Below are 13,209 nucleotides of genomic sequence, written 5' to 3' on the forward strand. Positions count from 1 at the left end.
ACCCGCCCGTCGCGGGGTCGCGGCGGGCGGGTTCGTCAGGGTCGTGCTGGTGGTGCCGGTGGAGGCTCAGCCGTCGGAGCTGGCGGCCTTGTCCGACAGGCCGGTCTGGATCAGGCCCATGACCGCGCTGTCGGTCAGGGTCGACACGTCGCCGAGCTCACGGTTCTCGGCCACGTCGCGCAGCAGCCGCCGCATGATCTTGCCGGAGCGGGTCTTGGGCAGCTCCTGCACCACGAGCACCCGCTTGGGCTTGGCGATGGCGCCGATCTGCTTGGCCACGTGCGCCCGCAGCGCCTCCTGCGGGTCGGTGTCGCCGATGATGTCGGCGGAGTGCCCGACCAGGATGACGAAGGCCACGGGGACCTGGCCGGTGGTGTCGTCGGTGGCGCCGACCACGGCGGCCTCGGCCACCGCGGGGTGGCTGACCAGCGCCGACTCGATCTCGGTCGTGGACAGCCGGTGCCCGGACACGTTCATCACGTCGTCGACGCGGCCCAGCAGCCAGATGTCGCCGTCCTCGTCGTACTTGGCGCCGTCGCCGGCGAAGTACTTGCCGGGGAACCGGGACCAGTAGGTGTCCTTGAACCGCTGGTCGTCGCCGTAGATGGTGCGCAGCATCGACGGCCAGGGCTCGGTGAGGACCAGGTAGCCGGCGGCGCCGTGCTCGACGGGGTGGCCCTCGTCGTCGACGACCGCGGCGCTGATGCCGGGCAGCGGGCGCTGCGCCGAGCCGGGCTTGAGGCTGGTGACGCCCGGCAGCGGGCTGATCATCAGGGCACCGGTCTCGGTCTGCCACCAGGTGTCGACGATGGGGACGGAGTCCGCGCCGATGGTCTTGCGGTACCAGGTCCAGGCGGCGGGGTTGATGGACTCCCCGACGCTGCCGAGCAGGCGGATGCTGCTCAGGTCGCGTCCGGCGGGGATGTCGTCGCCCCACTTCATGCAGGTCCGGATCGCCGTCGGGGCAGTGTAGAAGATCGTCACGCCGTACGTGGCGACGATGTCCCACCAGCGGCCCTTGTCCGGGGTGTCGGGGGTGCCCTCGTAGACGACCTGCGTGGCCCCGTTGGCCAGCGGGCCGTAGACGATGTAGCTGTGCCCGGTCACCCAGCCGACGTCGGCGGTGCACCAGAACACGTCGGTCTCCGGGCGCAGGTCGAACACCGTCGCGTGGGTGTACGCCGTCTGCGTGAGGAAGCCGCCCGTGGTGTGCAGGATGCCCTTGGGCTTGCCGGTGGTGCCGGAGGTGTAGAGCACGAACAGCGGGTTCTCGCTGTCGAACGCCTCCGGGGTGTGCTGGTCGGAGGCGCCGTCGACCACGTCGTGCCACCACAGGTCGCGGCCCTCGGTCCACTCCACGTCCTGGCCGGTGCGACGCACCACGACCACGTTGTCGACCCCGGACGCGCCGTCGGCCAGCGCGCCGTCGACGGCGGGCTTGAGGGCGCTGGCCGCCCCCCGGCGGAAGCCGCCGTCGGCGGTGACGACCAGCGTGGCCTTCGCGTCGTCGATCCGGCTGCGCAGCGCGTCGGCGCTGAACCCGCCGAACACCACGCTGTGCGCGGCGCCCAGGCGGGCGCAGGCCAGCATCGTGACGATGGCCTCGGGGATCATCGGCAGGTAGACCGCGACCCGGTCGCCCTGCTTCACGCCGAGCGCGGCGAACGCGTTGGCGGCCTTGGACACCTCGCGCTGCAGGTCGGCGTAGGTGATGGTCCGGGTGTCGCCGGGCTCGCCCTCGAAGTGGATGGCCACGCGCTCGCCGTTGCCGGCCTCGACGTGACGGTCGACGCAGTTGTAGGCCGCGTTCAGGCGGCCGCCCACGAACCACTTGGCGAACGGCGGGTTCGTCCAGTCCAGGGTGTCGGTGAAGTCGGTGTCCCAGCTGATGCGCTCCCGGGCCTGCCGGGCCCAGAAGGCGAGCCGGTCCGCGTCGGCCTCGGCATACAGGTCGGCCCCGGCGACGGCGTCGCGGGCGAACTCCTCCGACGGCGGGTAGCGGCGGCTCTCGTCGTCCGTGGTCTCGGTGGGCGTCGTCTCCGTGGTCATCGGTGCTCCTTCGCAGCGGTGAGGCGTGGCGTGCGGCTCGTGGACCGGGGTCCGTGAGGCTGATGTGGTGCCGCCGGGGCCACCGTAACGACGGTGACCCCGGCGGAGGTACTGGTGCGGCCTGGCTGATCTCTGCTCTCGGCAGGGTCAGTGGGCGACGGCCTTCTCGGCCCCGGCGCCCGTGAGCGAACGGACCTCCATCTCGGCGTGCTTGGAGTCGTGGTTGGCCGACGGCTTGCCGGTGACGGTGCCGACCCAGCCGAGCAGGAACGCCAGCGGGATGCTGACGATGCCCGGGTTGGACAGCGGGAAGATCGCGAAGTCGACGCTGGTGAACATCGCGGTGTCGCTGCCGGAGACGGTCGGGCTGAAGACGATCAGGATGATGCAGCTGAGCAGGCCGCCCCACATGCTGAACAGCGCGCCCCGGGTGTTGAAGCGCTTCCAGAACAGCGAGTAGAGGATGGTCGGCAGGTTCGCGCTGGCCGCGACGGCGAACGCGAGCGCGACGAGGAACGCGATGTTCTGGTCCCTCGCCGCGATGCCGCCGACGATCGAGACCAGCCCGATGACGACCACGGTGCGGCGGGCGATCTTGACCTCCGCGTCGGGGTCGCCCTGGCCCTTCTTGATGACGCTGGCGTACACGTCGTGGGCGAAGCTCGCCGCGGCGGTGATGGTGAGGCCGGCGACGACGGCGAGGATGGTCGCGAAGGCGACCGCGGCGATGAAGCCCAGCAGCAGGGTGCCGCCGAGCTCGTAGGCCAGCAGCGGGGCCGCGGCGTTCGAGGCACCCGGGGCGGCGAGGATGACGTCGCGACCGACGTACGCGGCGGCGCCGTAGCCCAGCACGAGCGTGAACAGGTAGAACAGGCCGATCAGAGAGATGGCCCACTGGACGCTGCGACGGGCCTCCTTGGCGGTGGGCACCGTGTAGAAGCGCATCAGCACGTGCGGCAGGCCGGCGGTGCCGAGCACCAGGGCCAGGCCGAGCGAGATGAAGTTCAGCTTGGTCCAGTTGTCGGCGCCGTACTGGCCCATCGGGTCGAGGATGGTGGGGTCGCCGGTGGTGGCCACCGCGGTCCCCATCAGGTCGGACAGGTTGAAGTTGCTCAGCGCGAGCACCCAGATGAACATCAGGCCGGCGCCGGCGATCAGCATGGTGGCCTTGATGATCTGCACCCAGGTCGTGCCCTTCATGCCGCCGATGAGCACGTACAGGATCATCAGCGAGCCGACGACGGCGATGACGAGGCCCTGCCCGACGGCGGAGTCGATGCCGAGCAGCAGCGAGACGAGCCCGCCGGCGCCGGCCATCTGCGCGAGCAGGTAGAAGAACGACACGGCCAGCGTGGTCGTGGCGGCCGCGAGGCGGACCGGGCGCTGGCGCAGCCGGAAGCTGAGGACGTCGGCCATCGTGAACTTGCCGGTGTTGCGGAGCAGCTCCGCGACCAGCAGCAGGGCCACGAGCCACGCCACCAGGAACCCGATGGAGTAGAGGAAGCCGTCGTAGCCGTACACGGCGATGGCGCCGACGATCCCGAGGAAGCTCGCCGCCGACAGGTAGTCGCCGGCGATCGCGGTGCCGTTCTGGGGGCCAGTGAACGAGCGGCCGGCGGCGTAGTAGTCGGCCGCGGTCTTGGTGTTCTTGGAGGCGCGGATGACCACGGTCAGGGTCACGCCGACGAAGGCCAGGAAGATGGCGATGTTGACGATCGGGTTGCCGACGCTGGCGCCGGTGGTCGCGGCGAGGGGGAGCGCGTTCATCGGGCTTCCTCCAGGTCGATGCGGGAGCCGATCTCGGCCGCCTGGTCGTCGAGGTTGCGGTTGGCCCAGCGGATGTAGGCGATGGTGATGGCGGCCGTGGACACGAACTGCCCGAACCCGAACAGGACGCCGACGTTGACGTTGCCGAAGACGGGGGTGGCGAAGAAGTCCGTGGCGTAGGCGGCCAGCAGGACGTAGGCGAAGTACCAGACGAGGAACGCCGCGGTCATCGGGAACACGAAGCGGCGGAAGGAGCGGCGCAGCGCCTGGAAGTCGGCGCTGGACTGCACCTCCTCCCACGTGGTCTGGCCGTCGGGCTGTGGGGCCGGCTCTCGGTGCGGGTCGTGTGTCGTGCTCACGGGACCTCCTCGTCACGCACGGCCGCGTCGGTGCGGGCGTCTTGCGTCCACGATGGAGGTCCGGATCACAGCCGCGGGCGGCAGGCCGGGGGGCTAGCGACGAGCGGTAGGCGAGCGGCGACGAGCGGTCCGGGGAGGGCGCGGGTCGGGGTTGCGGCCGAAGCCCTCCCGGGGTACGGCGGGGACGGGCCGGTCCGACACCGGTTCCGGGCGGTGGAGCAGGGCCGGCTGCACCGGGGGCGTCAGGGCCCGCGTGTCGGTGGCCCGCTCCCGTCGTGACTGCAGCAGCGACCCGATGACCATGACCGCCACCGCGAGAGGCACCGTCCAGGCGGCGGGCTGCTCCAGCACCTCGGCCAGCCCGGGGGCCGTCCGGGCCGTGACCCCGGTCAGGGTCAGGACGGCGGCCGCGGCCGCCGCACCCCCGCCGGTGGCCATCCCGGCCAGCGCCGGCCCGCTGCGGAGCCCGTCCCACCAGATGCCGAGCAGCAGCAGCGGGGCGAACGTCGACGCCGCGAGGGCGAACGCCAGCCCGACGGTCGCGGCCAGCGGGACGTCCACGCCGAGCAGCGCCACCCCGACCGGGACGACCAGCGCGACGAGCGTGGCGAGCCGGAACCGGGTGACGGCTCGTCGGTCGCCCGCCGTGCCGCCGACCCCACCGGTGCCGGTCGTCCCCGCGGAGGTCCCGGTCGTCCCGCCGGGGGTCAGGTCCCGGGCCAGCACCCCGGACACCGCGACGGTCAGCCCCGAGGCGGTGGACAGGAACGCCGCGAAGGCCCCGCCGAGGGTGATCGCCCCCAGGACGACCCCGAGCGTGCCCGGCGCCGCGAGCGCCGGCAGGTCCACCACCAGGGTGTCCGCCCGGCCCGGCTCGGCCAGCTGTGGGGCGTACCGCCACGCCAGCACGGCGTAGACCGGGGGCCACACGTAGAACAGGCCCAGCAGGCCGATGACCGTGCGGGTGGTCCGACGGGCGTCGGTGCCGTCGGGGTTGGTGTAGAAGCGGGTCAGCACGTGAGGCAGGCCCATGGTCCCCAGCAGCAGGGCGAGCAGCAGCGAGTAGGTGCCGTACAGGTCGGTCGGCTCGCTGCTGGGCAGGGCCCAGTCCGCGGGGGCCTGCGACTCCGGCGCCCCGTTGACGCCCCACAGCGCCAGCAGGACGCAGGCGGGGACGGCGATGGCGGTGAGCTTGAGCCAGTACTGCACGGCCTGGACGATCGTGATGGAGCGCATCCCGCCGCCGGCGACCGCGCCGCAGACGACGACCGCGACGAGCATGGTGCCCATCCAGCGCGGCAGCCCGGTCGCCGAGGCCCACACCAGGCCGGACGCCGTGAACTGCGGCAGCAGGTACAGCCAGCCCACCACGACCACGACCAGCGCGGACGCGGTCCGGGCGCGGGCCGAGCCGAGCCGCAGCTCGGCGAAGTCCGGCAGCGTGTACGCCCCCGAGCGGCGCAGCGGGGCCGCGACGAACGTCAGCAGCAGCAGGTAGCCCACGGTGTAGCCGATCGGGAACCAGAGGGCGTCGGCCCCCTCCAGGAGCACGAGCCCGGCCACGCCCAGGAAGCTCGCGGCCGACAGGTACTCCCCGCCGATCGCGCTGGCGTTCCACCAGGGGCGGACGGCCCGGCTGGCGACGTAGAAGTCCCCCGTGGTCCGCGACACCCGGGTGCCGTAGGCGGCCACCAGCACCGTGAGGACCACGACGACGGTGATCGCCACGAGGGCGGGGACCTGGGTCACGTCCGGTCCCGCGCCGGGTCCTCGACCAGCTCGCGGTAGTCCTGCTCGGTGCGCTCGGCCCCGGTGACGTGGCGCCGCCCCGCCAGCCAGATGACCGGGTAGACGGCCACGGCCAGCAGCCACCACGCCAGGGGCACCCCCAGCACCGGCAGGGCGGCGACGCCCGGGACCAGCACCCCGAGCAGCGGCAGGAGCAGCAGCGGGACGACCACCACGAGCACCGAGGCCACCGACCACCGCAGCTGGGCCCGGCGCAACGAGCGGTCGTAGACGCTGACGACGTCCTCGCTGCGCGGCGGCGACGTGACCCGCCCGCGCAGCGGGACGGTACGGGTCACCCGGACCCGCGCGGGCCGGCGCCGGCCGGGCTCGGTCACGGCGGGGGCGCCCCGGCGGCCCCGCCGGCCCCGGAGGCGCCGGCGGCGTCGACCAGCCGCTCCCGCACCTCGCGCGCGTGCCGGCGCGCGACCGGCAGCTCACGACGGGTCTGCCCCTGCTCGACGACCACGGTGTGCCGGCCGTCGTCGGAGCGGAGCTCGCGCACCGCGGCCACCGCCACCAGCAGGCTCCGGTGCAGCCGGACGAAGCCCACCGGGGCCCACCGCTCCTCCAGCTGCGACAGCGTCGAGCGGAGCAGGTGGGAGTCCGTGGCGGTGTGCAGGCGGACGTAGTCGCCCTGGGCCTCCGCCCACAGCACCGAGCTGCGCTGGACGAACCGGGTGACGCCGCCCAGCTCGACGCTCAGCGTCTCGTCGGCCGCGGCGGGCCCCCGGCGGGTCTCGGCCGTCGCCGTGGACGCCGTGGCGCGGCGCAGCGCGGCGGCCAGCCGGGCCGCCCGGACGGGCTTGAGGACGTAGTCGGCGACCTGCAGGTCGAACGCCTGGACCGCGTGCTCGTCGTGGGCGGTGACGAACACGACGGCGGGCGGGGAGGCCAGCCGGCCGACGGCGCGGGTCAGGTCGAGGCCGTCCAGACCGGGCATGTGGACGTCGGACAGGACGACGTCGATGTCACCGGCCCCCAGTCGGCGCAGCGCGTCCTCGGCCCGGGCGACCGTCACGACCTCGGCCACCAGGTCGTCCCGCTGCAGCAGGAAGGCCAGCTCCTCGCGAGCCGGTGCCTCGTCGTCGACCACGAGGACCCTGAGTCCCCGCCCCGGTGCGGTCATGGACGCAGGCTAGGCCCTGCCGGCGGGTCGCGAGTCGTCACCGCCGGTGGTCGCGCGGGCCGTCGCCCGGTGCCGGGGCCGGGAGGTCGATCAGGTCTGCCAGGAACGCCACAGCGACGCGTACGAGCCGTCGCGCGCCATCAGCTCGTCGTGGCTGCCGAGCTCGCTGATCCGACCGTCCTCGACCACGGCGACCCGGTCGGCGTCGTGGGCGGTGTGCAGCCGGTGGGCGATGGCGACGACGGTGCGCCCGGTCAGCACCGCCGACAGCGACCGCTCCAGGTGCCGGGCCGCCCGCGGGTCCAGCAGCGAGGTCGCCTCGTCCAGCACGAGGGTGTGCGGGTCGACGAGGACCAGCCGGGCCAGCGCGAGCTGCTGGGCCTGGGCCTGGTCGAGCGCCACCGCGCCCGAACCCACCTCGGTCTGCAGCCCGGCCGGCAGGTCGTGCGCCCAGCCGAGCGCGTCGACCGCCCGCAGCGCCGCCTCGAGGTCGTCGGTGGTGGCGTCCGGGCGGGCCAGCAGCAGGTTCTGCTCGAGCGTCCCCACGAACACGTGGTGCTCCTGGGTGACCAGGGCGACCCGGCGTCGTAGCTCGTCCAGGGGCAGGTCCACCAGCGGCACCCCGCCCACGGTCACGCTGCCGGTGCGCGGGGGGTGCACCCCGGCCAGCAGCCGTCCCAGGGTCGACTTGCCGGCGCCGGAGGGACCCACGACGGCGAGCCGCTCGCCCGGCACCAGGTCGAGGTCCACGCCGTGGAGCACGTCCGGGGGGGCCTGGCCGTCGGCCGTGCTGCGGTAGGCGTAGCGGACGTCGTGCACCACCAGCTCTGTGCCGTCGGGCCGGGCGTCGGTGGCGACCCGGTCGTCGGGGACCAGGCCGACCCCGACCACGCGGGCGTAGCAGGCGGCCCCGACCTGCAGCTGGTCGATCCAGGCCAGCAGCTCGTCGAGGGGGTCGACGAGCAGCCGCAGGTACAGCGTCACGGCGGTGACCTGCCCGAGGGTCGCCAGGTCCTGGCTCACGAGGAACCCGCCCCACACCAGGGCCACGGCGATGGGCAGCTGGTAGCCGGTGTCGATGAGCGGGAACAACCGGGTCCGCAGCGCCAGCGTGTAGCGCTCGACGGCCCAGCAGCGGCGCAGGTCGGCGTCGGTCCGGGCGACCCGGACCCGGCCCAGGCCCAGGTGCTCCACGGTCGTCGCGGCCTCCACGGTCTCGGTGACCGAGCCGTTGACCCGGGCGTAGGCGTCCCGCTCGGCCAGGTAGCCCCGTCGGGACCGCCGCAGGTACCAGCGGGTGACGGGCAGGATCAGGGGCACCGCGACCAGCGCCGCCAGCGCCACCAGCGGCCCGGCCGCGATCGTGGCGGCCAGCGTCAGCAGGCTCGCGGTGCCGGCGACGAACACCGTCGGTACCGCCTGCCGCACGGTCCAGGACAGGGTCTCGACGTCGTTGGTGGTGCGCGACACCAGGTCCCCGGTGCCCGCGGTCTCCACCGTGGACAGCGGCAGGTCGACGGCCCGGTCGACGAAGTCCTCGCGCAGCTCGGCGAAGATCTGCTCGCCCAGCACGCCGGAGGTCCGGCGCGACAGGTAGGCGAAGCCGCCCTGCAGGAGCACGGCGGCCACCAGCATCAGACCGACGCGGTCGACGTCGGCGGTGGTCAGGGTCCCCGTGGTGACGCCGTCGACGAGCCGACCCAGCAGGAACGGGGCGGCCAGGGCGGCCACCGCGACGACGGCGTACAGCGCGACCACCTTGGTGAAGCCGCCGCGGTGCGCGCGCAGCAGGCGGGCGGCCTCCCTGCGCGTGGTGGCGACGTCGGCGACGGGGAGGGTGCGCGACGTGGCGCCCGGGGCGTCGACGAGCGGGGCGCTCATCCGTCCTCCCCCCGGGTGACGGCCCGGCGGTAGGCCGGGTGGGTGGCGAGCAGGTCGTGGTGGGTGCCCTCGGCCCGCACCCGCCCGTCGACCAGCCACACGACCCGGTCGGCGCGCTCCAGCAGCAGCGGGCTCGCCGTGGCCACGGCGGTGGTCCGCCCGTCGCGGCGGCGGTGCAACCGCTCGGCCACCCGGGCCTCGGTGTGGGCGTCGACGGCGCTGGTGGGCTCCACCAGCAGCAGGACGTCGGGGTCGCGCAGCAGGGCGCGGGCCAGCCCGAGCCGTTGCCGCTGGCCGCCGGACAGGGACCGGCCGCGCTCGGGCAGGCGACCGCCCAGGCCACCGGGCACCGAGTCGACCGCGTCGTTCGCGGACGCGTCGTCCACGGCCTGCATGACCTCCTCGGCGGTGTGGGCGTGCCACGGGTCGAGCGTGTCGCGCAGCGGCCCGCTGAACAGCGACGGCTCCGCCTCGCTGAGCAGCACCCGGCGGCGCAGCTCGCGCAGCGGCAGGTCGACGACGGGGACGCCGTCCAGCAGGGCGCGGCTGTCGTCGTCGTCGCGCCCGAGCCGCGCTGCGACCCGGGCCGAGTCGGCGGGGTCGGCCGACACCAGCGCCGTGAGCCGACCGGGGTGCAGCGTGGTGCCCGAGTCGGGGTCGACCAGCACCGCGCCGGGGCGCGTCGTGGGGTTCGCGCCGGGGCGCGTCGTCGGGTCCGCGCCGGGGCGTCGGGCCGGCGCCGGGTGGCGCTCCGGCTCCGTACGGTCCAGCACGGGCGGGGCGACGCCCAGCACGAGGAGCACCTTGCGGGCGCCGACCAGGGCCCGGGCCCACTTCTCCAGCGCCTCGACGCCGGTGCGCAGGGGCATCACGAGGAACGCCGACAGACCGTAGAACGCCACCAGCTCACCGGCGGTGATGCGTCCGTCCACGGCGTACCGGGCGCCCAGCCAGACGACCACCGCGGTCAGCAGGCCGGGCAGCAGCACCTGCAGCCCCTCGAGCACCGCCTGCACCCGGGCGACGTCCTCCCCGGCCCGGCGCACCGTCTGGGAGCGCTCGCGGTACCGGTCGGAGAACACCCGCTCGCCGCCCAGGCCGCGCAGCACCCGGAGCCCGGCGACGGTGTCCGCGCCGAGCGTGGTCAACCGACCCGCGACCTCGCGCTGGGCGCGCTGCCGGGTGTGCAGGGGGCGGACCACGAGGGCCAGGCTCGCGACGCAGACCGGGACGCCGACCAGCACCACCACACCGAGCGTGGGCGAGGTCGCGAGCAGGACGCCGGCGATCACGGTGCTCGCCACCACCGCGCCGGCGAAGCGGGGCAGCACGTCCAGCGCCCCGCCGATCCGGTCGGCGTCGGAGGCGACGGTCGAGACGACCTCACCCGTGGGCACCTGCCGGGTGACGGACGTGCCGGCCCGGCGCAGGTGGCGGGAGACGTGCTGGGTGACCCGGTACATCGCCTGCAGCCAGCAGCTGACCGCGGCGCGGTGGCGCAGCGTGCCGACGACCGCGGCCAGGACCACGAGCCCGGTGAGCACGCCGCCCCAGGTCAGCAGCTCCGCCCAGCGCACCGTGGTGCTGCCGTCCGCGCCGGTCACGAAGCCGTCGTCGATGCCGCGGCCCAGCGCCACGGGCAGCAGCGCGAGCGACGTCATCCAGACGATGCCCAGCAGGCAGCCCCAGGTCAGCGTGCGCCACTGCCGCCAGGCGATGCCCAGCAGGTACCGCCACGGGGAGCGGAGGTCGGGCGGGCCGGGGTCGGTGACGGGGAGGTCGAGCACGACGGGCCACGCTAGGTCCCCAGGCCGCCGTCGCCGTACCGGTTTACGTCCGGGTAGGTGCCCGGCGGGCCGGCGGGCCCCCGACCCGGCGTGCGGGCCGTCAGCCGGGTCGGACCCCGACCGCGAACTTGGGGACCCGGAACGTGACCCGCGTGCCGGCGCCCGGGGCGGTGTCGACCACCAGGCCGGCGGAGTCCCCGAACACCTGCCGCAGCCGCAGGTCCACGTTGCCCAGGCCGATCGAGTCCTTGGAGCCCCGGCCCTCGACGGCGGCCAGGACCGTCTCCGGGTCCGCACCGGTCCCGTCGTCGTCCACGCTGATCACGGCCCCGTCGCCGTCGTCCTCGGCGGTGACGACCACCCGTACCGACCCGCGGCCGGACTCCAGGCCGTGCCGGACGGCGTTCTCGACCAGCGGCTGGACCGACAGGAACGGGACCGTGACGCCCAGGACCTCCTGCGCGACGGTGAGGTCGACCGCGAGCCGGTCACCGAAACGGGCCTGCTCCAGCACCAGGTAGCGCTCGACGTTGCGGAGCTCGTCGGCCAGCGTCGTGAACTGGGCCTCGCGACGGAACGCGTACCGGGTGAAGTCGGCGAAGTCGAGCAGCAGCTCCCGGGCGCGGTCGGGGTCGGTCCGCACGAACACCGCGATGGCGGCCAGGCAGTTGTAGACGAAGTGAGGGCTGATCTGCGCCCGCAGCGCCCGCAGCTCGGCCTCGGCCGTGCGGCTGCGCTGGTCGTCCAGCTCGGCCAGCTCGACCTGGCTGGCGATCCAGCGGGCGACCTCCTCGGTCGCGCGGACCAGCTGGGCGGTCGGGCGGGTGGGGGAGTAGGCCACCAGGGCGCCCAGCACCCGGTCCTCGATGCCGACGACGGCCACGACCGCCCCCCGCAGCGGGCAGCCCGGCCGCCCGCAGGTCACCTCGCCGGCGGCCAGGACCCGGGTGCGGCTCTCGCGGACGGCGCGCTCGGCGTGCGCGACGGCCCGTCCGGCGTGACCGCCGTTGTCGTCGTCGGCGCCCTCCCAGGCCAGCAGCTCCGTCGTCGACACCATCGCCAGTGCCGGCGTGCCCAGCAGCTGGCGCAGGTGCCGGGCGGCGGGGCGCGCGCCGGCCACGGACAGCCCCTGCCGCAGGCTCGGCGCGGCCAGGGCCGTCAGGTGCAAGGTGTCGAACCGGGCGCGGTCGGCGTCGTTGGTCAGCCGTCGGCCCAGGCCGCCGCGGGTCAACCCGTAGCCCAGCGCGAGGACCAGCAGGGCCGTGGCGACGGTGAGCAGGACGAGCAGGACGCCGTCACCGCTGGGCGGGGTCATCGCCGCAGCATCACACAGCGGGCGGGGGTGCGGAGCCGTGCCGCGGCCCCGTCCCGGCCGGCGGTGGCCCGCTGCTCTCGCGCACCACCAGCTCGGTGGGCAGCTCGACGAGCCGGGGCTCCGACGGCTCGGCGCCGAGCTGGGACAGCAGCAGCTCGGTGGCGACCCGTCCCATGGACGCCAGCGGCTGGCGGACGGTGGTCAGCCGCGGGCTGGTCAGCCGCGCCGAGGTGACGTCGTCGAAGCCCACCACCGACACGTCCTCGGGCACCCGCAGGCCCAGTGAGCGCGCGGCGGACAGCACCCCCAGCGCGGCCGCGTCGTTCGCGGCCAGGATCGCGGTGGGCCGCACCCCGGCGGTCCCGCCGTCGCCGTCGGGGACGTCCAGCACCGCGAGCGCGGCGGGGTGCCCGACGACCTCGTTGAAGCCACCGGGGGCCACGGTGGCCCGCACGCCGAGGCGCTCGCACTCGGAACGGAACGCGGCCTCCCGGATCCGGGTGGTGTCCTGGCCCTCGTCACCCCGCAGGTGGGTGATGCGGGTGTGGCCGAGCCCGGCCAGGTGGCGCACCGCGTCACGGATGCCCTGGTCGTTGGTGGCCCGCACGACGCTGGAGCCCTCCGGGCTGCCGTGGTGGTCGATCAGCACGTGCGGGAACCCGCTGGCCCGCAGCACCTGCAGGTACCGGTCGTTGTCCTGCGGGACGAGGACCATCAGCCCGTCGACGAGGCCGGGGGCGAGTCGGCGCACGTAGTCGCCGGGGTCACCGGTGCGGGAGTGGGTGGTGCAGAGCATCAGGTCGTACCCGGAACGGGAGACCTCGTCGTCGACGGCGCGGACGATCTCGACCATGTAGTCGGAGTTGATGTCCAGCAGGAGCAGCCCGAGGATCGTGGTGCTCCCGCCGGCCAGCGAGCGGGCGCGCAGGTCGGCGACGTACCCCAGCTCGGCCATGGCGCGCTCGACGCGGGCCCGGGTCGCGACCGCGATGTGCCGCTGACCGTTCACCACGCGCGACACCGTCGAGTACGAGACGCCCGCGGCGACGGCCACGTCGAAGATGGTCACCCGTGAGCCCTTGCGCCCCGGGGGTGGTTCGGGCGTCGTCACCGGGGGATCGTACGGAGGTGCTG

The 13,209-nt window shown here is 74.6% G+C and carries 10 protein-coding genes; all 10 read right to left on the minus strand.

Annotation, left to right across the window (positions count from 1 at the left end; translation table 11 throughout):
• Positions 1-66 precede the first annotated feature (66 nt).
• The 10 genes from acs to ACR80Q_RS02075 all read right to left on the minus strand — a co-directional run bounded on the left by acs (position 67) and on the right by ACR80Q_RS02075 (position 13,186).
• Positions 67-2,049: an acetate--CoA ligase gene (gene acs, locus ACR80Q_RS02030; protein WP_435375870.1), complete on the minus strand. Its 1,983-nt coding sequence runs from the start codon at positions 2,047-2,049 to the stop codon at positions 67-69.
• Positions 2,050-2,196: 147 nt separating this feature from the next.
• On the minus strand, positions 2,197-3,816 hold the full coding sequence (locus ACR80Q_RS02035) for a monocarboxylic acid transporter (protein ID WP_435375871.1): 1,620 nt from the start codon (positions 3,814-3,816) through the stop codon (positions 2,197-2,199).
• A complete protein-coding gene (locus ACR80Q_RS02040; protein WP_435376041.1) occupies positions 3,813-4,106 on the minus strand; it encodes a DUF485 domain-containing protein in 294 nt (97 codons plus the stop codon). Before ACR80Q_RS02040 ends, ACR80Q_RS02035 begins: the two co-directional genes overlap by 4 nt.
• 162 nt (positions 4,107-4,268) lie before the next feature.
• Positions 4,269-5,924, minus strand: coding sequence for a sodium/solute symporter (locus ACR80Q_RS02045; RefSeq protein WP_435375872.1), 1,656 nt, complete (start codon positions 5,922-5,924; stop codon positions 4,269-4,271).
• A complete protein-coding gene (locus ACR80Q_RS02050) occupies positions 5,921-6,262 on the minus strand; it encodes a hypothetical protein (RefSeq protein WP_435375873.1) in 342 nt (113 codons plus the stop codon). Before ACR80Q_RS02050 ends, ACR80Q_RS02045 begins: the two co-directional genes overlap by 4 nt.
• A gap of 35 nt (positions 6,263-6,297) precedes the next feature.
• A complete protein-coding gene (locus ACR80Q_RS02055; protein WP_435375874.1) occupies positions 6,298-7,092 on the minus strand; it encodes a LytR/AlgR family response regulator transcription factor in 795 nt (264 codons plus the stop codon).
• Between the two features lie 90 nt (positions 7,093-7,182).
• Positions 7,183-8,973 carry an ABC transporter ATP-binding protein gene (locus ACR80Q_RS02060; protein WP_435375875.1) on the minus strand — a complete coding sequence of 597 codons (1,791 nt, stop codon included), beginning with the start codon at positions 8,971-8,973 and terminating at the stop codon, positions 7,183-7,185.
• Positions 8,970-10,760 carry an ABC transporter transmembrane domain-containing protein gene (locus ACR80Q_RS02065; RefSeq protein WP_435375876.1) on the minus strand — a complete coding sequence of 597 codons (1,791 nt, stop codon included), beginning with the start codon at positions 10,758-10,760 and terminating at the stop codon, positions 8,970-8,972. Before ACR80Q_RS02065 ends, ACR80Q_RS02060 begins: the two co-directional genes overlap by 4 nt.
• A gap of 100 nt (positions 10,761-10,860) precedes the next feature.
• Positions 10,861-12,075, minus strand: a complete 1,215-nt coding sequence (locus ACR80Q_RS02070) for a sensor histidine kinase (RefSeq protein ID WP_435375877.1) — start codon at positions 12,073-12,075, stop codon at positions 10,861-10,863.
• Positions 12,076-12,085: 10 nt separating this feature from the next.
• Positions 12,086-13,186 (minus strand): LacI family DNA-binding transcriptional regulator, encoded by a 1,101-nt coding sequence (locus ACR80Q_RS02075; protein WP_435375878.1) that lies wholly within the window; start codon positions 13,184-13,186, stop codon positions 12,086-12,088.
• Positions 13,187-13,209 lie beyond the last annotated feature (23 nt).

This window comes from Aquipuribacter aurantiacus (assembly GCF_051216895.1).
Classification (GTDB): Bacteria; Actinomycetota; Actinomycetes; order Actinomycetales; family JBBAYJ01; genus Aquipuribacter.